18 protein-coding genes and 1 tRNA gene are annotated in these 18,460 nt (G+C 64.3%); 11 read left to right on the top strand and 8 right to left on the bottom strand.

Features of this window, described 5'->3' with window-relative positions; genetic code table 11:
• Positions 1 to 42 precede the first annotated feature (42 nt).
• Positions 43 to 834, top strand: a complete 792-nt coding sequence (locus ACQR3T_RS04685; RefSeq protein ID WP_037174129.1) for an inositol monophosphatase family protein — start codon at positions 43 to 45, stop codon at positions 832 to 834.
• 7 nt (positions 835 to 841) lie between these two features.
• Here the strand turns inward: ACQR3T_RS04685 and ACQR3T_RS04680 are convergent, their stop codons facing one another.
• Positions 842 to 1,210: a DUF1304 domain-containing protein gene (locus tag ACQR3T_RS04680; RefSeq protein ID WP_032376942.1), complete on the bottom strand. Its 369-nt coding sequence runs from the start codon at positions 1,208 to 1,210 to the stop codon at positions 842 to 844.
• A gap of 142 nt (positions 1,211 to 1,352) precedes the next feature.
• Between ACQR3T_RS04680 and ACQR3T_RS04675 the strand changes: the two genes are divergently transcribed.
• The 4 genes from ACQR3T_RS04675 (at position 1,353) to ACQR3T_RS04660 (ending at position 5,854) form a co-directional block, all read left to right on the top strand.
• Complete coding sequence (locus ACQR3T_RS04675) at positions 1,353 to 2,762, top strand: acyl-CoA dehydrogenase family protein (RefSeq protein WP_428693054.1); 1,410 nt, start codon at positions 1,353 to 1,355, stop codon at positions 2,760 to 2,762.
• Positions 2,763 to 2,806: 44 nt separating this feature from the next.
• The gene (locus tag ACQR3T_RS04670; protein ID WP_032403106.1) at positions 2,807 to 4,030 is read left to right on the top strand and encodes an acyl-CoA dehydrogenase family protein; all 1,224 of its coding nucleotides are present in this window, start codon (positions 2,807 to 2,809) and stop codon (positions 4,028 to 4,030) included.
• 185 nt (positions 4,031 to 4,215) lie between these two features.
• Complete coding sequence (locus tag ACQR3T_RS04665; RefSeq protein ID WP_032376940.1) at positions 4,216 to 4,560, top strand: YciI family protein; 345 nt, start codon at positions 4,216 to 4,218, stop codon at positions 4,558 to 4,560.
• A gap of 16 nt (positions 4,561 to 4,576) precedes the next feature.
• Positions 4,577 to 5,854, top strand: a complete 1,278-nt coding sequence (locus ACQR3T_RS04660) for an RNA polymerase sigma factor (RefSeq protein WP_428692658.1) — start codon at positions 4,577 to 4,579, stop codon at positions 5,852 to 5,854.
• Here ACQR3T_RS04660 and ACQR3T_RS04655 read toward each other — a convergent pair.
• A complete protein-coding gene (locus ACQR3T_RS04655) occupies positions 5,827 to 6,372 on the bottom strand; it encodes a GNAT family N-acetyltransferase (RefSeq protein ID WP_428692657.1) in 546 nt (181 codons plus the stop codon). The genes ACQR3T_RS04660 and ACQR3T_RS04655 overlap by 28 nt on opposite strands.
• A 69-nt stretch (positions 6,373 to 6,441) precedes the next feature.
• On the opposite strand from ACQR3T_RS04655, the gene ACQR3T_RS04650 reads away from it, so the two are divergent.
• Complete coding sequence (locus tag ACQR3T_RS04650) at positions 6,442 to 6,612, top strand: hypothetical protein (protein WP_165712728.1); 171 nt, start codon at positions 6,442 to 6,444, stop codon at positions 6,610 to 6,612.
• Positions 6,613 to 6,818: 206 nt separating this feature from the next.
• Here the strand turns inward: ACQR3T_RS04650 and ACQR3T_RS04645 are convergent, their stop codons facing one another.
• Positions 6,819 to 7,334, bottom strand: a complete 516-nt coding sequence (locus ACQR3T_RS04645) for a putative immunity protein (RefSeq protein WP_428692656.1) — start codon at positions 7,332 to 7,334, stop codon at positions 6,819 to 6,821.
• Positions 7,335 to 7,390: 56 nt separating this feature from the next.
• Positions 7,391 to 7,467 (bottom strand) — tRNA-Met (locus tag ACQR3T_RS04640).
• Positions 7,468 to 7,969: 502 nt separating this feature from the next.
• Between ACQR3T_RS04640 and ACQR3T_RS04635 the strand changes: the two genes are divergently transcribed.
• On the top strand, positions 7,970 to 8,527 hold the full coding sequence (locus ACQR3T_RS04635) for a transglycosylase family protein (protein ID WP_428692655.1): 558 nt from the start codon (positions 7,970 to 7,972) through the stop codon (positions 8,525 to 8,527).
• 104 nt (positions 8,528 to 8,631) lie between these two features.
• Here the strand turns inward: ACQR3T_RS04635 and ACQR3T_RS04630 are convergent, their stop codons facing one another.
• Positions 8,632 to 11,592 carry a UPF0182 family protein gene (locus ACQR3T_RS04630; protein ID WP_428692654.1) on the bottom strand — a complete coding sequence of 987 codons (2,961 nt, stop codon included), beginning with the start codon at positions 11,590 to 11,592 and terminating at the stop codon, positions 8,632 to 8,634.
• Positions 11,593 to 11,868: 276 nt separating this feature from the next.
• On the opposite strand from ACQR3T_RS04630, the gene ACQR3T_RS04625 reads away from it, so the two are divergent.
• Positions 11,869 to 12,447 carry a PPA1309 family protein gene (locus tag ACQR3T_RS04625; protein WP_094610664.1) on the top strand — a complete coding sequence of 193 codons (579 nt, stop codon included), beginning with the start codon at positions 11,869 to 11,871 and terminating at the stop codon, positions 12,445 to 12,447.
• 54 nt (positions 12,448 to 12,501) lie between these two features.
• On the opposite strand, the gene ACQR3T_RS04620 is transcribed toward ACQR3T_RS04625, so the two are convergent.
• Positions 12,502 to 13,527: a YlbL family protein gene (locus tag ACQR3T_RS04620; protein ID WP_037174137.1), complete on the bottom strand. Its 1,026-nt coding sequence runs from the start codon at positions 13,525 to 13,527 to the stop codon at positions 12,502 to 12,504.
• A 167-nt stretch (positions 13,528 to 13,694) separates the two neighbouring features.
• Here ACQR3T_RS04620 and ACQR3T_RS04615 point away from each other — a divergent pair, with 167 nt between their 5' ends.
• From ACQR3T_RS04615 to ACQR3T_RS04605, 3 genes are all read left to right on the top strand, one after another.
• Entirely contained in the window at positions 13,695 to 15,110 is a 1,416-nt protein-coding gene (locus ACQR3T_RS04615) for a zinc-dependent metalloprotease (protein WP_428692653.1), read from the top strand.
• Between the two features lie 122 nt (positions 15,111 to 15,232).
• Complete coding sequence (locus tag ACQR3T_RS04610; protein ID WP_032376931.1) at positions 15,233 to 16,117, top strand: hypothetical protein; 885 nt, start codon at positions 15,233 to 15,235, stop codon at positions 16,115 to 16,117.
• Between the two features lie 71 nt (positions 16,118 to 16,188).
• Positions 16,189 to 17,499: an ABC1 kinase family protein gene (locus ACQR3T_RS04605; protein ID WP_032376930.1), complete on the top strand. Its 1,311-nt coding sequence runs from the start codon at positions 16,189 to 16,191 to the stop codon at positions 17,497 to 17,499.
• A gap of 34 nt (positions 17,500 to 17,533) precedes the next feature.
• Here ACQR3T_RS04605 and ACQR3T_RS04600 read toward each other — a convergent pair whose 3' ends face one another.
• Positions 17,534 to 17,869: a WhiB family transcriptional regulator gene (locus ACQR3T_RS04600; RefSeq protein ID WP_032378152.1), complete on the bottom strand. Its 336-nt coding sequence runs from the start codon at positions 17,867 to 17,869 to the stop codon at positions 17,534 to 17,536.
• A 154-nt stretch (positions 17,870 to 18,023) separates the two neighbouring features.
• The gene (locus ACQR3T_RS04595) at positions 18,024 to 18,329 is read right to left on the bottom strand and encodes a hypothetical protein (RefSeq protein WP_032376929.1); all 306 of its coding nucleotides are present in this window, start codon (positions 18,327 to 18,329) and stop codon (positions 18,024 to 18,026) included.
• Positions 18,330 to 18,460 lie beyond the last annotated feature (131 nt).

Here is an 18,460-nt window from a genome sequence, read left to right as displayed (position 1 = left end):
GCCGCGTACGAGCAAGCCCGTGCGCGGCGATAGTCTTCTCCGGTGACCGACTACTCCGCCGATCTTGCCCTTGCCCTCAGGCTCGCCGACGAGGCCGACGCCATCACTCGTCGACGATTTCTGGCCATGGATCTCTCGGTGGACTCGAAGCCGGATCTCACACCGGTGAGCGACGCAGACCTGGCCGTCGAGACGATGATTCGCGGCGAGCTCGGTTCGGAGCGTTCCGGCGATGCCTTGCTGGGCGAGGAGTTCGGCGGCACCGCGACCTTCAGCGGTCGCCAGTGGGTGGTGGATCCCATCGACGGCACCAAGAACTTCGTGCGCGGCGTGCCCGTGTGGGCAACGTTGATCGCTCTGCTGGACGACGGCGTACCGCGAGTAGGAGTCGTCAGCGCCCCTGCATTGAACCGGCGATGGTGGGCCGCACACGATCAGGGAGCCTGGACGGCATCGGACGGGGGCACTCCGCGCAACATCACGGTCTCGAAGGTCGATTCGTTGGCGTCGTCGAGTCTGAGCTTCTCCAGCCTCTCAGGCTGGTCCGATCTCGGTATCAGAGACCGATTCCTCGATCTCACCGATGCCGTCTGGCGGGTGCGCGGTTACGGCGACTTCTTCTCGTACTGCCTGGTCGCAGAGGGCGCGGTCGATATCGCGGCCGAACCTGAAGTCTCGCTGTGGGACCTGGCTGCGCTCGATGTCCTCGTGCGCGAGGCCGGCGGCGACTTCACCGCACTGGACGGCACCGAAGGCCCGCACGGCGGCAGCGCGGTGGCCACCAATGGCCTACTGCAGAGCGAGGTACTCGAGCGACTGTCCCCCGACGCCTGAATTACGACTACAGAACCGCAGCGAGAACCAGCGCAATCAGCGGCGTGATCCCCTGGACGAATGCGGCCCGGAAGTACTTGGCACCACCGGTGGCCAGAACCAGAGCGGCTCCGACGATGCTCGCGCACGCGAAGTAGACGATCGCGTCGCCCGCGGATCCACCGACGAGGAGGCCGACCACGATTCCGACGGCGAGAAACAGGTTGTAGAAGCCCTGATTGAAGGCCATCGGCTTCACGACGTCGGCGTCGTGCTGGCTCGCGACTCCGAAGCGGGACCACACAGCAGGCTTGGTCCACACCACACTTTCCATCACGAAGATGACGACGTGAAGGGCTGCGGCGAGGGCGGCGAAGATCTGAGCGGTGAGATGCACGGAAACAGCCTGTCACATTGATACGACGCACGATACGAACTGCTGTTGGGGTGTCGTGGGCCACCGGTACTTACTCGACAGTAGACAGCTAACTTACTCGGGAGTAAGATCTGTGAAGTCCGTGACCGACGCCGAGGAACTGGTGATCATGAGCAAGCAAGACAGTGTGGTCGACGCGAAGCGCCCGAAGGTGCCCCGCGATACTTCTGCGGTTGGCCTCAACCCGTTCAAGAGAGATGCGATCGGAACCGCGATGCGCGTTCTGACCGCCATCACCGGATCTGAACTGGCGGAGAAGTACAACCTCCGCCAGACGATCGACCGGGTGACGTACGAGAGCACCAAGACCGGGTTCAAGACACTCGGCGCGGCCAATCGCACGTTCGCCAAGGTCACCGGCGGCGGCAAGCCCAAGCGTCTCGACGACGGCGCCGCCAAGAACCTGAGCTACTTCGACCTGACGCCCGACGACGAACAGCGCATGATCGTCGAGACGGTCAAGGAGTTCGCCGAGGAAATCCTCCGGCCGGCCGCCTTCGACGCAGATCACAACGCCTCCTCACCGGAGGATCTGGTACGCCGATCCGCCGAACTCGGCATCACGCTGATCAACGTCCCCGAGGAACTCGACGGTGCCGCCAGCGAGCGCGGAGCCGTCACCAATTCTCTCGTCGCCGAGGCACTCGCCCACGGCGACATGGGCCTGGCACTGCCCATCCTCGCGCCCAGCGGTGTCGCCGTCGCTCTCACCCAGTGGGGCACCGACGCACAGCAGAAGACGTACCTCCCGGCATTCGTCGGCGAGAAGGTGCCGAACGCCGCGGTGGTCGTCAACGAACCCCGCGCCCTGTTCGACCCGTACGCGCTGCAGACCAAGGCCGTCCGCTCCCCCAGCGGCTACAAGCTCAACGGCGTCAAGAGTCTCGTGCCTGCTGCTGGAAGCTCCGAGCTGTTCGTCATCGCCGCAGAGCTCGAGGGCCGCCCGGCATTCTTCATCGTCGAGTCCGACTCCAAGGGCCTGGTCGTCGAAGCCGACCCGAGCATGGGTCTGCGCGCAGCAGGTCTGGGCCGTCTGATCCTGACCGACGTCGCAGTGCCCGAATCGGCTCTGCTCGGCGACGGTGACGCAGATCAGCGGGCCGCCGAGTACAGCGCTGCCATCGGCCTCGCACGACTCGGCTGGGCATCACTGGCCGTCGGTACCAGCCAGGCCGTACTCGACTACGTCGTTCCCTACGTCAACGACCGTGTCGCCTTCGGTGAGCCGATCAGCAACCGTCAGGCCGTGGCCTTCATGGTCGCCAACATCGCCATCGAGCTCGACGGCATGCGGTTGGTCACGCTGCGTGGTGCGTCTCGCGCCGAGCAGGGACTGTCGTTCACTCGTGAGTCTGCGCTGGCTCGTCGACTCGCTTCCGAGAAGGGCATGCAGATCGGTTCCGACGGCGTGCAGCTGCTCGGCGGTCACGGCTTCACCAAGGAGCACCCGGTGGAGCGCTGGTACCGCGATCTGCGGTCCGTCGGCGTCGCCGAGGGCATCGTTCTCATCTAGCTCGCCGCCCCGAATTCCATGGCACTCACCCAAGGACATACACGATGATCAATCTTGAACTTCCCAAGAAGCTTCGGGCGCAGGCGAATCAGGCTCACCAGGTCGCTGCCGAGATCTTCCGCCCGATTTCCCGCAAATACGACCTCGCCGAGCACGAGTATCCGGTGGAACTCGACACGATGGCGTCGATGGTCGAAGGCATGTCCGACGCCGGTGGCGAAATCGGCGGCGCAGCCGGTGGCCGCGAGAAGGACAGCGAGTCCGCTCCCAAGCCCAGCAAGACCGCGAACTCCAACGGCGGCAACATGTCTGCCCTGGTCAATGTGATCGAGACGTGCTGGGGCGACGTCGGCCTCACCCTGTCGATCCCCTACCAGGGACTCGGCAACTCGGCGATCGCCGCGGTGTCCACCGACGAGCAGCTCGAGCGCTTCGGCAAGGTATGGGCCTCGATGGCCATCACCGAGCCCGGCTTCGGTTCGGACTCCGCAGCAGTCACCACCACCGCTGTTCTCGATGGCGACGAGTGGGTACTCAACGGCGAGAAGATCTACGTGACCGCCGGTGAACGATCCACCCACATCGTGGTGTGGGCAACGGTCGACAAGTCGCTCGGTCGTGCAGCGATCAAGTCGTTCGTCGTCCCGCGTGACGCTCCGGGCCTGTCGGTCGCTCGCCTTGAGCACAAGCTGGGCATCAAGGCGTCTGATACAGCGGCACTGCTGCTCGAGGACTGCCGCATTCCGAAGGACAACCTGCTCGGTACCGCCGAGGTGAACGTCGAAAAGGGCTTCGCCGGCGTCATGCAGACGTTCGACAACACGCGTCCCCTGGTCGCAGGTATGGCAATCGGCGTCGCCCGCGCAGCACTCGAAGAGCTGCGGTCCATCCTCGTCGATGCCGGAGTGGAGATCTCCTACGAGACCCCCGCCTACAACCAGCACGCGGCTGCCGCGGAATTCCTGCGGCTCGAAGCGGACTGGGAAGCTGCCCACCTGCTCGCACTGCGCGCAGCGTGGATGGCCGACAACAAGGAGCCCAACTCCTTGCAGGCCTCGATGTCCAAGGCCAAGGCCGGCCGCTCGGCAGTCGACATCACCCTGAAGGCGGTCGAGTTGGCCGGTACCTACGGCTACTCCGAACGCCCGCTGCTCGAGAAGTGGAGCCGCGACTCCAAGATTCTCGACATCTTCGAGGGCACGCAGCAGATCCAGCAACTCATCGTTGCCCGACGCGTACTCGGAAAGTCGTCGGCAGAACTGAAGTGACACATCCGGCTCGTCGTCGAGCCACACGGTGACGAAAGCGGCATCGGACCATCGGTCCGATGCCGCTTTTTCGTGCACTGCAGAAAATTTCGGACGCCGGTGTCGATATCGTGTCTTCTCGAGCGTCGTCTTCGTGTACGGCGACTCACGCCGCGACACCGAGGTATCGAACCCAGGAGCGCACCATGAAGTACATCCTCTTGATCAACGCAAACACCGCACCGGGAGCAGCTCCGGGTTGCAGCAGCGTGGAGGACTGGATGACCTACGAGAAGGAAATGAAGGAGGCGGGCGTCTACGTCTCCGGTCATGCGATGGCGGACCTCACCACCGCCACGGCGGTGCGCGTCGATGCCACCACCGGAGAACGCACCGTCACCGACGGGCCGTACGCCGAGTCACACGAAGTACTGGGCGGCTACGACGTCATCGACGTTCCTGACCTCGATTCCGCACTCGAATGGGCGACGCGATGCCCCGGTTCGAAAGACGGCGGCACCGTCATCGTTCGTCCACTCGCAGAATTCTGACCCACGGGGTCGTTCGGTGAGCGAGTCCGAGGTTCATCGAGCGCTCGACTCGGTCTTCCGTGCCGAGCGCTCGATGCTGCTCGCGTCGTTGGTTCAGCGCTACCGTGATCTCGATCTCGCCGAGGAGGTGACGTCGGATGCCATCGAGGCGGCTCTGAAGCATTGGCCGATCGATGGCATACCTTCCAAGCCCGGAGCCTGGTTGCTCACCGCTGCCCGCCGAAAGGCGGTCGATCGCCTGCGACGCGATCAGACGCTCGCTGCGAAGATCGGAGTGCTGCAGGCCGATTCGGATCGGAGCGAACCGCATCCGCCGAGTCCGCTCGACGAAGATCTACCCGACGACCGACTGCAGTTGTTCTTCACCTGCGCGCATCCGGCGCTTGCGGCCGGCGACCGCCTCGCGTTGACCCTTCGGTGTCTGGCCGGTCTCACCACCGCCGAGGTCGCGCGTGCACTACTCATCCCTCCGGCCACGGCAGCACAACGAATAGTGCGAGCCAAGAACAAGATTCGCGTCGCCCGCATACCCTTTCGAGTTCCGGGCTCGGACGAGTTGGCCGGCAGAGTGCCGATGGTGCTCGAAGTCGTCTATTCGATCTTCACCGAGGGCTACTCGGCGACGTCGGGCGACCGTGTGGGGCGCATCGACCTCACCACCGAGGCGATCGGCATGGGACGCCTGTTGCACGCAGCACTGCCGACAGAGTCCGAGGTGACCGGCCTGCTGGCGTTGATGTTGCTGACCGACGCCAGACGCCGCGCACGAATCGACGCGCACGGCGATATTGTGCTGCTGGCCGATCAGGACCGGCGATCGTGGAACGCCGAGCTCGTCAGGGAAGGGACGGAACTCGTGGTCGACGCACTCCGCGGCGGCCCGAGCGGACCCTATGCGCTGCAGGCAGCGATCGCCGCGCTGCACGACGAGTCGCCGAACACCGACAGTACCGACTGGACCCAAATCGTTGCCCTCTACGACATATTGATGGATCGGGGCCCGAATGCGATCGTCGCATTGAACCGAGCAGTTGCTCTTGCCATGCGCGACGGTGCCGCCGCCGGCCTGCGCGAGCTGGACCTGCTTGCCGACGAACCGTCGCTGCGCCGCTACCACCCGTACCCGATGGCGAAAGCCGATCTGCTGCACCGACTCGGCCGGCTCGACGAGGCGGCAGAGCAGTATCGACAGGCGCTGGACCGTGCACGAACAGCACCGGAGAAGCGACTGCTCCAGCGTCGCTTGGCCGACGTGAACGGCATCGCTCAGGCAGACAGAACAGAGTCGACCTGAATCGAGCTCAACGGCCGATCGGCGTACACCAGGCGAACTGCGTCGGCATCGGGATTGCCGACGTCGGGTCCACGGGTGATCAACTCCAGGCCCGCGCGCTGGGCCACTCGGGCCGACGCGACGTTGTGTTCGAGGAGGTACGCCACGATCGGCAATTCGGGCTCGGTTCGGTGCGCGCGCTCGACTGCGATCTCACACATCTCCGCGGCGTACCCGTTTCCCTGCGCGTCGGGATGGAGGCGATAGCCGAGATTCCAGAACGCGTTCTGCCGCTTCGAGCACCCGCCGTAGCCACTGATCGTGCAGCTGCCGCGCTCACGAATGATCCACGTGGCCAATCCATCCCGCCGCCACTGGTCCACCCAGCCCAGCAACATTCGTTCGGTCGCGCTGAGATCGGTGTGCCGCAGGCTGGGAAAGTGGGTCCACGACTGCGGATCGCTGCAGATCGCGTACAGCGCATCGAGATCCGTGACGACCGGCTCGTCGAGATCGAGACGCGAGGTTCGTGTTTGCACACCGTGGATCCTAAGGGGAAGAAGTCTGGTAGACCGGTGGTACACGATCGAGCGAAGGGTGTGACCGTCATGGCCGAGTGGGTCAAGAAGATCGAAGAGAACGCGAAGGGCCTCATCGCAGAGGCAGAGCAAGAACTGACGGCACTCGAGGGTGTGGACACGGTAGACCTCACCGCCGATGACACCGACGAGTCCGAGACGGTCACCAGTGACGATGGGCGCGAGCAGGTTTCGGACTGAACCGTCGATGTCCAGTCGACACACGTGGTCCACGACAACCCACGACTGGTCGGTGGACGTCGATCGAGACCATCTCGCGAACATCAGAGCTCGGCCCGACGAGTACGCGCCGGGTGGAGAGCTGCATCTGATTCTCGAGGTTCTCGTGTACGCGCCACGATCGCACCGAACAAGTTCCTGACGGTGTCGGTGAGATAGTCGACCGATCAATCGTCGAATACGGACCAGCAGATACTGTTTCTCTTCTTCTGGTCTTCCAGCACCAACTCACGCACGCTCTCCGGCAGTCGATCCCGCTGCCACCGGAGTTCCTCTCGCCCGGCAACTGTCTCCCTGCCGGTAGGTGCGGCGGCCCTGGCCGCCTTGATCGCGTACGCAGCCGCTCCGAGGTCGTGTTCGGGTACGTGTGCCACACACGCGGCCTGGCCGGCGGCGTAGGCGGCGAAGCGTGCAGCGCCGCTCTGGGGCCGTGCCGCACCCATGCTGTGGCCGCCGAGGGCGCGGGTCGCCATCATCGCGAGTTCACCGCGTGTCCACGCCCGAATGCCCTCGATTGCCTCACGCGGCCGCGAATCGGACGGCTCGGCCACCTCGAACAATCCGAGCACGTGTTCCGCACACTCGGCGGCCCACAGCGCGAGACTTCGATGGTCGGCGTCGGACAACAAGCCGCCGCGGTGCACCGTGATCAGCCGTGGATCTCTGACGGCCGGGAGAATCATGCGTCGATGAGAACACGAAAGAGGCCCGAGACAATAGTCTCGGGCCTCTTTCGTAGTGGTAGCGGGGACAGGATTTGAACCTGCGACCTCTGGGTTATGAGCCCAGCGAGCTACCGAGCTGCTCCACCCCGCGATGCATCTACGAAGTTACTCCCGCGCGTACGGCCAATGCAAATCACGTGACGATCGCGTGCCTCCACGCCCGCCGGACGCATGCACTCGAGGCAGTCCTTCTCCGCGTTTATCACGTCGAAGCGCATAGAAAATAGTGCTCCGCGTCTCTTTTCATGCGTGTTTCACGTCACATAACAGTCGGGTTACGAAGGGGAAACATTAGCGCCACGAGCCCAGCTGAGCTGGCAAAAGACCCCCACCCGTCCCACCATGTGGTCATGTGTCGTCCCATTTTCGCTCCGTGACGCTGAGTGAATCCTCGACTACCTTCACGGACGGCCCTAAACCGCTGGGCCTGCACCACCCCGCCGCTCCCTTCGCTCTGCCCCGCGGGTGTGGTCCCCAAGACGTACGGGGGCAGAGCCGCGACGATACGAAGTGCCTGGTCATTCTCGCCATAACACCGGCGAAACGATTGCAGGCCAGTCGCGCCAGTCGAGCGCGGAGAGGATTCACCCCGAATGACCACACAGAACAATTTCGGCAAGCGTGCACTCGGATTGGCCGCCATCGCAGGTGCCGTCGTAGCAATCCCCCTCGGCCTCTCTGCCGGAACCGCCAGCGCAGCCACCCACAACTGGGACGGCGTCGCACAGTGCGAAAGTGGTGGCAACTGGAGCATCAACACCGGAAACGGCTACTACGGTGGCCTGCAGTTCTCGCAGAGCACCTGGACGGCCAACGGTGGATCCGGATCGCCCGCCAACGCATCCAAGGCAGAACAGATCCGCGTCGCGGAGAACACCCTGCAGAGCCAGGGACCGGGCGCATGGCCCGTATGCGGACAGCAGCTGACCACCGGCACCTCCACGCCCGCACCCGAGGCCGCTCCCGCGCCGAAGGCCGCTCCGGCTCCGGCACCCGCACCGGCCGTCGCACCGGAGGCTGCAGCCGCCACACAGGCTGCACAGGGCGCATTCGATGCAGCATCCAAGTTGGCCGACCAGTACGGCCTGAGCACTCAGTTCCAGCACCTCGTCGCTGCGAACTCCCCCGTGCTCGCGCCCATCGGACGCTGATCCCGAGCAGTTCACACGAGCTGCGGCTTCACAACGAAAGAGCCGCCTCACCGATACGGTGAGGCGGCTCTTTCGCTCATGTCAGCGGGACCCGACCGAACAGATCAGCTACCTGCGCGGTTGTAGGCGTCGACGGCGGTCTGCAGATTCTCGAGTGCAGTGCCGAGATCCGCAAGGTTTCCGCTCTGCTGCGCGGTGCGCACAGCGGAGAGAGCAGAATTCAAACCGGAGACGGCCGCATCCCGGGTCGTCGAAGAACCGGTGGCCGGTGCCGGAGTTGCCGAGGGCGTGCCGCCGTCGGACGGCGTCGTCTCGGGCACGGCACCCGGCTGGGTGGTGCCGTCGGTCTCACCGGGTGCGGTGACGGTCCGTCCGGCACCCGCTCCGAACACCTGCTCGATGGCTTCGGGCAGGGTCGCGGCATAGCCGACTCGTCCCTCGTACGAGACCAGCACTCGAATCAACTGCGGGTACGCCGATGCCTCGTTGGTACGCGAGGCGTACACGGGCTCCACGTAGATCAACCCGCCGTTGCCGACCGGAAGGGTCAGCAGGTTGCCGAACTCGACAGTGTTCTCACGGCGCACGATGCCCAAGCTCTCGGACACGTCCGTCGTCGTCGTCATCTGGTTCTGCACCTGATTCGGACCCTGAGTGGATGTATCCGTCGGCAATCTCAGCACGGTGATCTTGCCGTAGTTTTCCGGATCGGAATCTGCACTGACGTACGCGCCGAGAACTTCACGCCGGTAACCGACCAACGCACTGGTCAGCTGGAACGACGCCTGGTTCTCCTCGTTGGAGACATCGGACGCGACGACGTAGTACGGCGGCTGCTTGGCCGAGGTGTTCTCCGCCGTCGGGTCCGTCGGAACTTCCCAGAAGGCGTTGTTGGTGAAGAACTCTCGCGGATCGTTGACGTGGTACTTGGTGAGCAGCTCACGCTGGACCTTGAACAGGTCCTCCGGGTAACGGAAGTGATCGCGAAGTTCGTCGGACACCTGATCCTTCGGGATGACGGTTCCGGGGAACACGCCTTCCCATGCCTTGAGCACAGGATCGTTCTCATCCTGTTCGTAGAGCTTGACGGTGCCGTCGTAGGCATCGACAGTGGCCTTCACCGAGTTCCGGATGTACGACACTTCCCGGCTCGGCAGCGCACGCGTCGTGGTGGACTCGATGCTGTCGGCAGTGGCGTCTTCGAGCGACATCCGCTGGGCATACGGGAAGTTGTCCAACGTGGTGTAGCCGTCGATGATCCAGACGAGCTTGCCCTCGACGATCGCCGGGTAGGTCGATCCGTCGGTGGTCAACCAGGGTGCAACCTTCTGGACCCTGTCGCGGGGATCGCGATTGAACAGAATCTTCGACTCGTCACCGATCACACTCGAGAAGAGGATGTTGCGCTCGGCGTACTTGCTGGCGAACACCAGACGGTTGAAGAAATTGCCGATGTTCACCCCGGCCGCACCGTCGTAGGTGTAGCTCTTGCTGTCGGTGTCGTACTCGCGAGGCTCGCCGGTGGAACCGACGATCGAGTAGTCGGCATCGGAGTTGGCGATGACCGGTCCGAAATAGATGCGCGGCTGATCGAGGTCGCCGGGGCCGTCCTTGCGAATCGAGCCCTCGGCATCGTTCTCGATCCAGTTCACCTGGTAGTTGGGGTAACCGCCCCGTCCGCCGCTGGATTCGTCGGCGACGGCCTCGTCGACGGAGTTGGCGGGTGCTGCCACGAAGCCGTTTCCGTGGGTGAACACCGTATGGCGGTTGATCCAGTCGCGCTGGTTCGCGTCGAGCGTCTGCGGTGAGATCTCGCGCGCGGCAACGACGTAATCGCGTAGGTTGCCGTCTGCATCCGGATACCGGTCCACGGCCAGCGTGTCGGGGAACCCGTAGAAGTTTCGGATCTGACGCTGCTGGGTGAAGGTCGGTGCCAGGATGTTCGGGTCGAGCAGACGGATGTTGGACATCGTCGCCGACTCCGACGCCACCTCACCGGGGCTCAACGCTGCTTCGCCGGAGTAGTTCCGATAAGTGACCACGTCATCGGTCAACCCGTACGCGGCTCGGGTGGCCGCGATGTTGCGCTCGATGTACGTGCTCTCCTTGTCGGCCGCGTTCGGACGCACCGAGAACTGCTCCATGACCAACGGCCAGACAGCACCGATCAGGATCGACGAGAGCACCAGCAATGCCGTGGCCAACGCCGGAATTCTGAGGTCGCGCAAGAAAATTGCCGAGAAGAACGCGATCGCACAGATCACTGCGATGGCCAACAGAATGAGTTTCGCCGGCAACACGGCATTGATGTCGGTGAATCCGGCTCCGGTGAATGTCGGCTCCTTGCGACCGCTCGACAACAACGTGTACCGGTCGAACCAGTAGGCAACGGCCTTGAGCAGAACGAAGCTGCCGGCGATGACAGCGAGTTGAATTCGCGCCGAGCGGGTGAGTGCACCTTCACGTCCGGCGAGGCGGATCCCGCCGAATACGTACTGCGTCACCAGGTTCGCGAAGAACGCAACCAAGATGGCAACGAACAGCCAGTTCAGGATGAATCGGTAGAACGGCAGGTCGAACGAGTAGAACCCGACGTCGAGGCCGAACTGCGGGTCTTTCTGGCCGAAGTCTCCGCCGTGCAGGAACAGCTGCACGGTCACCCAGTTGGTCTGGGCGATCATGCCGGACAGGAATCCGAACACCACCGGAATTCCGATGCCGAACAGGCGCAACCGGCTCATCACCGTGGTGCGGTACCGCGCGATCGGATCGTTGGGACCGGCCACCGGAACGAACACCGGACGGTTGCGGTACGCCAACAACAATGCGGCGAACACGATGAGTCCGACGACCAGAGCGACGACGAGGAAGATCACCAATCGTGTCAGCAGCGTAGTGGTGTACACGCCACGGAAGTCGACTTCGCCGAACCACAGCCAATTGGTGTACATGTCGATCAGACGGGGACCGATGAGTAGCAGACCTGCTGCTACCAAGGCCAGTACGAGCAAGATCCGGCTTCGCCGCGACAACGACGGCATACCGGTGGGGGGCCTCATGCCCACGAGCCACACTCCAACTTCGGGCGACGCCGACGGCGCCGCAGATGACTTAGGCGGTGCACATTCCGTGCACCGCATGTCCGTTTCGCCCTACTGTACGTACGTTGATCCTACGGCTGCGACACCCGTACTGCGGCCACTGTCGACCGCAGGTCAGGAGGGTCGGCATCCATAGAACCATGCGGATGCGAGGATAGTGCCGTGAGCAACGACAGCGACGGACTGCCCGGCCGAGACGAGTTCGGTGACGAGTTCGACCCCGAGTCGGGTGGACAGGATGTGGCGCAGGCTTTGGCCCGGTGCGCGCGTGAAGTAGCGGACTTCGTCGACGCAGGCGGATGGCACCAGGCACCCCAGATGTTCGCCTTGGTACCCACAGCAACTCTTGCAGCAGCGGAACCCGGTCTGCTCGACGACTTGGCCGACGGCGCAGCTCTGACTCCGATTCAGCAGCACTCACTCCCCGAGGACATCACCGGCGGCTCCCCCGCCCTGGACGAATTCCTCGCCACCTCGACGTGGCCCGAGGGTGTCGTCGGATGCGCTCTGGTGCAAGAGATCGTCGTACTTCCCCCGGCCGCCGAATCGACCCTCGACGATGCCTTGATGCCGTTGCTCGCCGATCCCGACGCAGCAGACCGAGCGGCCCGCTCGGCCGCCGAGAACCATCCCGAGAAGCGGGATGCCCGGTTGATCGTCGCGGTCCTCAAGGACGGCCCATCGCTGACACTGCTGCAGTTGCACCCGGACGAGGACGCAGACCCCTTCGCGCCGATCGACCTTCGCGTCGCAGAAAATCTGGCACCGAACGTCGTACACGGGCTCTACGCCACCTTCGACACCGTCGAAGACGACTGAGCCGGCCCGTCGAAGACGACTGGTAAGGCCGCCGACGCCGGGACTCGAGACCGGTCAGCTGCAGGACGGCGCGTCGGCACCCGAGCCGATCGCCTGCAGCGCCTCGACAGCACTGTCCAGTGACTCGACGCGCACCAGGCGGAGTCCGTCTGGAACGTTCTGCGTCGCCTCACCGCAGTTCGCGTCCGGAACCAGGAACGTGGTGGCTCCCGCTTCACGGGCGGCGATCAGCTTGTACGGAATGCCGCCGATCGGGCCGACCGTTCCGTCGGCATCGATGGTTCCGGTGCCTGCGACGAACTCTCCGTTGCTCAATTCGCCGGGACTGAGTTTGTCCACCACGGCGAGGCTGAACATCAGTCCGGCCGAGGGTCCGCCGACGTCGGCGAGGTTGAACTTGACCTCGAACGGGACCCCGGGCTGCTCTTCGGGAGTGACGCCGAGGTAGCCCTTGGATGCGTCGTCGGGCCGCGCGCCCAGTACCACCGCACTCGTCTGCGTCGTACCGTCTCGCACGTACTCGATGTCCAGCGAATCACCCGGCGCTCGGGCGCTGACGGCCTCACGCACTGCCGACGCGGTGGCTACCGGGCTGCCGCCGACCGAGACGAGCGTGTCACCCACGTTCAGCACCCCGGCGGCGGGTCCGTCCTCGGCCACACTCGCCACAGCCAGCGACACAGGTAGATCCAAGTGGTGCAGGGCGGCGAGTTCGGCGCTGGACTCGGACTCCTCGAAATCCGCTTGGTTGCCCTCCTGCACTTCTTCCTTGGACTTGTCCGGCGGATAGACCTCTTCGCGCGGAACGAGGCCCTGACGACCGCTCGCCCAGAAGCCGATGGCCTCGAACAGATTGAGCTGGTCACGCACGGCCACGGTCGTCATGTTCAGATGACCTGTCGTCGGATCGACGTCGGTTCCGTCGATCTGCACCACGGGCACACCGTCGACATCGCCGAGGGTGTTGTATGTGGGGCCGGGGCCGAGGGCGGCGAACGGAACGGTGACGACCGATCCGGTGACGCCCAGCACCACCACCGGTACCAGCGCAGCGACAAGAGTGGCGATCCTTCGGTTCACTCGGTAGACACTAGATCCGAACGCGCGGCGCTGTGGATACCGCCCCTGCCGGAGCCCGTTGCGCGCGGCGCCGAGTTCGTTCTGCGCACAGCGTCGAGCTTCGTCTGTTCGCCGTCAGCGTGACGATCTTCCGCGCTCCCCGTGCACATGGCTTGTACCGTTGAGACATGAGCAATTTTGGTTTCGGTGCTTCCGACGACGACCCGGACAAGAAGAAGGATCCGGACGGTTCGGGCAACCCCGCCGGTTTCGGCTTCGGCGGCGAGGGCTTCGACCCTGCCCAGCTGGGCCAGATGCTCACCCAGTTCGGTCAGATGCTCAGTGGCATGGGCGCTGCCGGTGCCGGTGGGGCCGGTTCCGGTCCGGTGAACTACGACTTGGCCAAGCAGCTGGCGCGTCAGCAGATGGGTGATTTCAGCCCGGTGTCGGCGGGCGAGCGAGAGGCGATCACCGACGCCGCACACCTGGCCGAGCTCTGGCTGGACGGGGCGACGACGCTGCCTGCCGGTGCTACGAAGACCGTTGCGTGGACGCCGGTCGACTGGCTCGACAACACGATCGACACGTGGAAGCGGCTGTGCGATCCGGTCGCCGAGCAGATTTCGGGTATGTGGACATCCGGTCTCCCCGCCGAGGCCCAGGAGATGGCCGGGCCCATGATGGGCATGCTGACGCAGATGGGCGGCATGGCCTTCGGCTCGCAGCTCGGTCAGGCCCTCGGACAGCTCTCGAAGGAAGTACTCACCTCGACCGACATCGGCCTACCGCTCGGACCGTCGGGCACGGCGGCGTTGTTGCCGTCGGCCATTGCGTCGTTCAGTGAGGGTCTCGAGCAGCCCGAGCGTGAGGTTCTGGTGTTCCTCGCGGCGAGGGAGGCTGCACACCAACGGCTCTACAGTCACATTCCGTGGTTGCGGCAACGGGTTCTGGCCACGGTCGAGGAATACGCGCGCGGGATCCGGATGGACTTCTCGGCTATCGAGGAGGCAGCAGCGGGCCTCGACCCGTCCGCGCTGACCGATCCGTCGAAAATCGAAGCAATTCTGCAGCAGGGTGCCTTCGAACCACAGACGACGCCGGAGCAGAAGCATGCCCTCGAGCGGCTGGAGACACTTCTGGCCCTGGTCGAAGGATGGGTCGAGACCGTGGTCGCGGCTGCGCTGGGCGACCGGCTGCCCGGGGCTGTGGCACTCGGCGAGACCATCCGCCGACGTCGGGCGTCGGGTGGCCCGGCCGAGCAGACCTTCGCCACGTTGGTCGGCCTCGAACTGCGACCACGCAAGGTTCGCGAGGCAGCCGAGCTGTGGCGCCAACTCCTTGCCGCAGCCGACATCGAGGGACGCGACGGAGTGTGGGCCCATCCCGACCTGCTGCCCGACTCGTCGGACCTGGACAACCCTGCGGCGTTCATCGACCGCGTCGTCGGTGGTGGAACATCGAACTTCGACGACCCGATAGCACAGCTCGAGGCGATGGAGGCCAAAGAACGCGCGGAAGCCGAACAGGCCGCGGGCAAGGACGACGAGACCAAGGGCGACGAGAGCACCGACGGTGATCCCGAAAAGGGTTCATCCACAAGCTGACCCAGTAGATTTCGGACGAGTACCATTTCTCCGTCGAACGCCTGCTCGGAGGCACAGCCACCCTGTGGATAACGTGCCTCGGGCGGGCGTTCTCGGGAGTGTTCGCTGTCAGAGTGTGTTCCATGATCACACCGACCGTTCGACTCGATCCTGCGGTGGCAATACTGCCTCGACGGGACGGCACCGTTCAACTGGGCTGGAGCCCCGAGACCAGCGTTGTCGTCACTCCGCCTCCCGGTGCCGAGCCGGGTTCGATACTCGAGCTGCTCCGGCTCCTCGCCGCAGGCCGCTCGAGGCCTCATATCGTCTGTCATGCAATGACATTGGGGCTGTCCGCCAATCGAACATCGGCGATGCTGGGCGAGTTGGAGGAGTCCGGGTTGCTGATGCACGGCACGAGCGGGCCCGCCGGGTCACAGCACGCTACGCCGGACCGGCCGGGGACGGTACGGACCATCCACCTGGTCGGGCGGGGTCCACTGTCGGACGCATTGGCCTCGGGCCTGAGTAGGACCGCCGCCGAGGTGAGCCGGTCGAGCCTGACGCCCACGCGTTACCCACAGTCGGCGGTGAATTCGTGGACCTACGACGTCGTCGTACTCGCCGACGATCTGGTCGCCGAGCCTCGGTTGGTGACCGATCTGGTGCGCATCCGCATCCCGCATCTTCAGGTTCGGCTGCGGGACGGGAAGGGTGTGGTCGGCCCCTTCGTACTGCCCGGCCGAACGAGTTGCCTGCGCTGCGCAGATCTGACTCGCTGCGACCTCGATCCCGAGTGGCCGCATCTGTCGGCTCAGCTGCTCGGCACAGTCGGCCAGGCCAGCAGCGCAACGGTGCTGGCCACGGCCGCGTTTGCGTTCGCTCAGCTCGAACCCCTCATCGGCCGTTCCGACGCGTCGATGCCCGAGACCGCCGACTGCACGATGGAGCTGGATCTTGCAGCACGTGCAACCACGGTGCACAAGAGACTGTGGTCCAAGCACCCACACTGCGATTGCTGGCATTGACCAGACACGGTCATCTCGGCCGATACGGGCCGGTCCGAGCAATTGTCGGAAGGTTCAGCCATGATGGAGTTGTGTCTGACATACCGCGCCGTGGATCGACTCGTACTGCAAAACTGGCCAGCATTCCACTGGGAATGGCGGGCCGTGCTGCTGTGGGCTTCGGCAAGAAGCTTGCCGGCGGAAATCGCGACGAGATCGATGCGGACATGGCCGCCAAAGCTGCAGAACAGCTCTTCTCCGTTCTCGGAGAGCTCAAGGGCGGTGCCATGAAGCTGGGGCAGATGCTCTCGGTGATGGAAGCCGCCGTTCCCGAGGAGTATTCCGAGCCGTACCGGGAAGCGCTGACCAAGCTCCAGGCGCAGGGTCCGCCCATGCCGGCAAAGACGGTCCACAGAGTGTTGGATCAACAACTCGGAACGGCGTGGCGATCTCGCTTTCTCGATTTCGACGACACTGCGATCGCCTCGGCGAGCATCGGCCAGGTGCACCGGGCCACGTGGTCGGACGGACGGGACGTCGCAGTAAAAATTCAGTACCCGGGTGCGGACGATGCATTGCGCTCCGACCTCAAGACTCTGTCGCGTTTCGCGAACCTGTTCAGCACCGTGCTCGCGGGCACCGACGTCAAGCCGGTACTCGAGGAGCTCACTGCCCGCACCGAGGACGAGCTCGACTACCGTATCGAGGCCTCGAATCAACGGGTGTTCAGCAAGGAGTTCGCGGGCGATCCGCAATTCGCAATACCCAAAATCGTTGCCAGTGCGCCCAAAGTCGTTGTCAGCGAATGGATGACGGGTCGACCGTTGGCCGACGTCATTGCAAACGGAACGGCCGAGGAACGGAACCGGGCGGGCGAGCTACTTGCCCTGTTCGCGTTCGTGTCACCCGCTCGGGCGAAGTTGCTGCACGCCGACCCGCATCCAGGAAACTTCATGATGCTCGAGGACGGGCGCATGGGCGTCATCGATTTCGGTGCGTGCGCTCCGATGCCCGACGGTCTTCCGCCGGTTCTCGGCCGGATGGTCTCCCTCGCCCGCGACGAGAAATTCGACGAACTCGTGGTGTTGTTCACCGAGAGCGGTTTCGTTGTGCCGGGCCGAACGGTGACAGAGAAAGAAATCGCCGACTACCTGCGTCCCTTCACCGACCCGATCCACACCGAGTCGTTCCACTTCACCCGCGCGTGGCTGCAGAAGGCCGCGGGTACTGCCGCAGATTTCAACAGTGCTCAGTTTCGCACTGTTCGAGCCTTGAACATGCCCGCCGAATACGTGATGATCTTCCGCGTTCTCGGTGGACTGGTGGGAATCTGCGCCCAGCTCGACGCCTACGCGCCGTACATGGCAATCCTCACCGAGTGGATGCCCGGCTTCACCGACTGAACGATTCGGTGAAGCCGGGGATCCGTTCCGGAGATCATGCTGCGTTCTTACGTGGTCGTCCGCGAGGACGCTTGCGGGCGATGACCACTCCTTGATCGAGGATCTCCCCGCCCCATACGCCCCAGGGCTCGGCACGGTCCAATGCCGCATCCAGGCAGGTACGCCTGATGGGGCATTGAGCGCACAGCGCCTTTGCCTGCTCGAGTTCGGCAGGGGTGTCGGCGAACCACATGTCGGGGTTCGCCGCTCGGCAGGGTACGGACAGCTGCAGCTCGGCCAATTCGGTCGAGCCCAACTCTGTGGAACACCTTGCGGCGTAGGCACTTTCGGACTCTGGTCGGCATGTCGTCCGGATCGTGGCGGTTGACACGTCGGTCTCCTCTACTTTTCGTGCGGCGTCGTTGTCGGTTCGAGGGGTGATGCGAACCATGTCGGCCTCACGTTCGGGTAGAGGGACTACCTGAACGACAAAGGCCACGGTCCGCGTTGTGCGGGTCCGTGGCCTGGTGGGCTTGTCGAAGCGTCTACCTACTGTGAAGTCGGTGTCTGCTGTCGAGCACGGACGCGCCTGGTGCGCGGTGACGTCGGGCTGCCTGAGCAACGGCTTTCGCTCCTGGTGCCAGGGCAACCTGGGCGGAATTCGACCCCGAGGCCGCGTAGGCGGACTCGTGCATGGGGCCGAAAGCGGAGGAACGAATCCACGTCTGCGCAACAGAGCCTGCGGCGGCGGCATGAGTGCCGAGGGGGGCAACTCCGAAGGGTGCCGTGCCGAGGACAGGGCTGAACGCGACGGTTGCATCGGCAACGGCGGCGTGGAATGTGTTGATCATTTCTTTCAGCTCCTGTTCTGGTCTCGTTGGCGGATTGGACAGTGCGCGATCTCCCGCGGCACGTGAAACAGACTAAGCCCCCTGCCGATATCTGCACAAGTTATTTTTGACCAGCAGTTTCTCGGCGATTT

The sequence above is a fragment of the Rhodococcus sp. IEGM1428 genome, from assembly GCF_050321865.1.
In the GTDB taxonomy this organism is placed as follows: domain Bacteria; phylum Actinomycetota; class Actinomycetes; order Mycobacteriales; family Mycobacteriaceae; genus Rhodococcoides.
This window is presented reverse-complemented; position numbering and strand designations above follow the sequence as displayed.

Excerpts from the sequence above, each read along its gene's own strand:
- ACQR3T_RS04670 (WP_032403106.1), top strand. The coding sequence starts at position 2,807 with ATGATCAATCTTGAACTTCCCAAGAAGCTTCGGGCGCAGGCGAATCAG.
- ACQR3T_RS04665 (WP_032376940.1), top strand. The coding sequence starts at position 4,216 with ATGAAGTACATCCTCTTGATCAACGCAAACACCGCACCGGGAGCAGCT.
- ACQR3T_RS04650 (WP_165712728.1), top strand. The coding sequence starts at position 6,442 with ATGGCCGAGTGGGTCAAGAAGATCGAAGAGAACGCGAAGGGCCTCATC.
- ACQR3T_RS04645 (WP_428692656.1), bottom strand. The coding sequence starts at position 7,334 with ATGATTCTCCCGGCCGTCAGAGATCCACGGCTGATCACGGTGCACCGC.
- ACQR3T_RS04635 (WP_428692655.1), top strand. The coding sequence starts at position 7,970 with ATGACCACACAGAACAATTTCGGCAAGCGTGCACTCGGATTGGCCGCC.
- ACQR3T_RS04615 (WP_428692653.1), top strand. The coding sequence starts at position 13,695 with ATGAGCAATTTTGGTTTCGGTGCTTCCGACGACGACCCGGACAAGAAG.
- ACQR3T_RS04610 (WP_032376931.1), top strand. The coding sequence starts at position 15,233 with ATGATCACACCGACCGTTCGACTCGATCCTGCGGTGGCAATACTGCCT.
- ACQR3T_RS04595 (WP_032376929.1), bottom strand. The coding sequence starts at position 18,329 with ATGATCAACACATTCCACGCCGCCGTTGCCGATGCAACCGTCGCGTTC.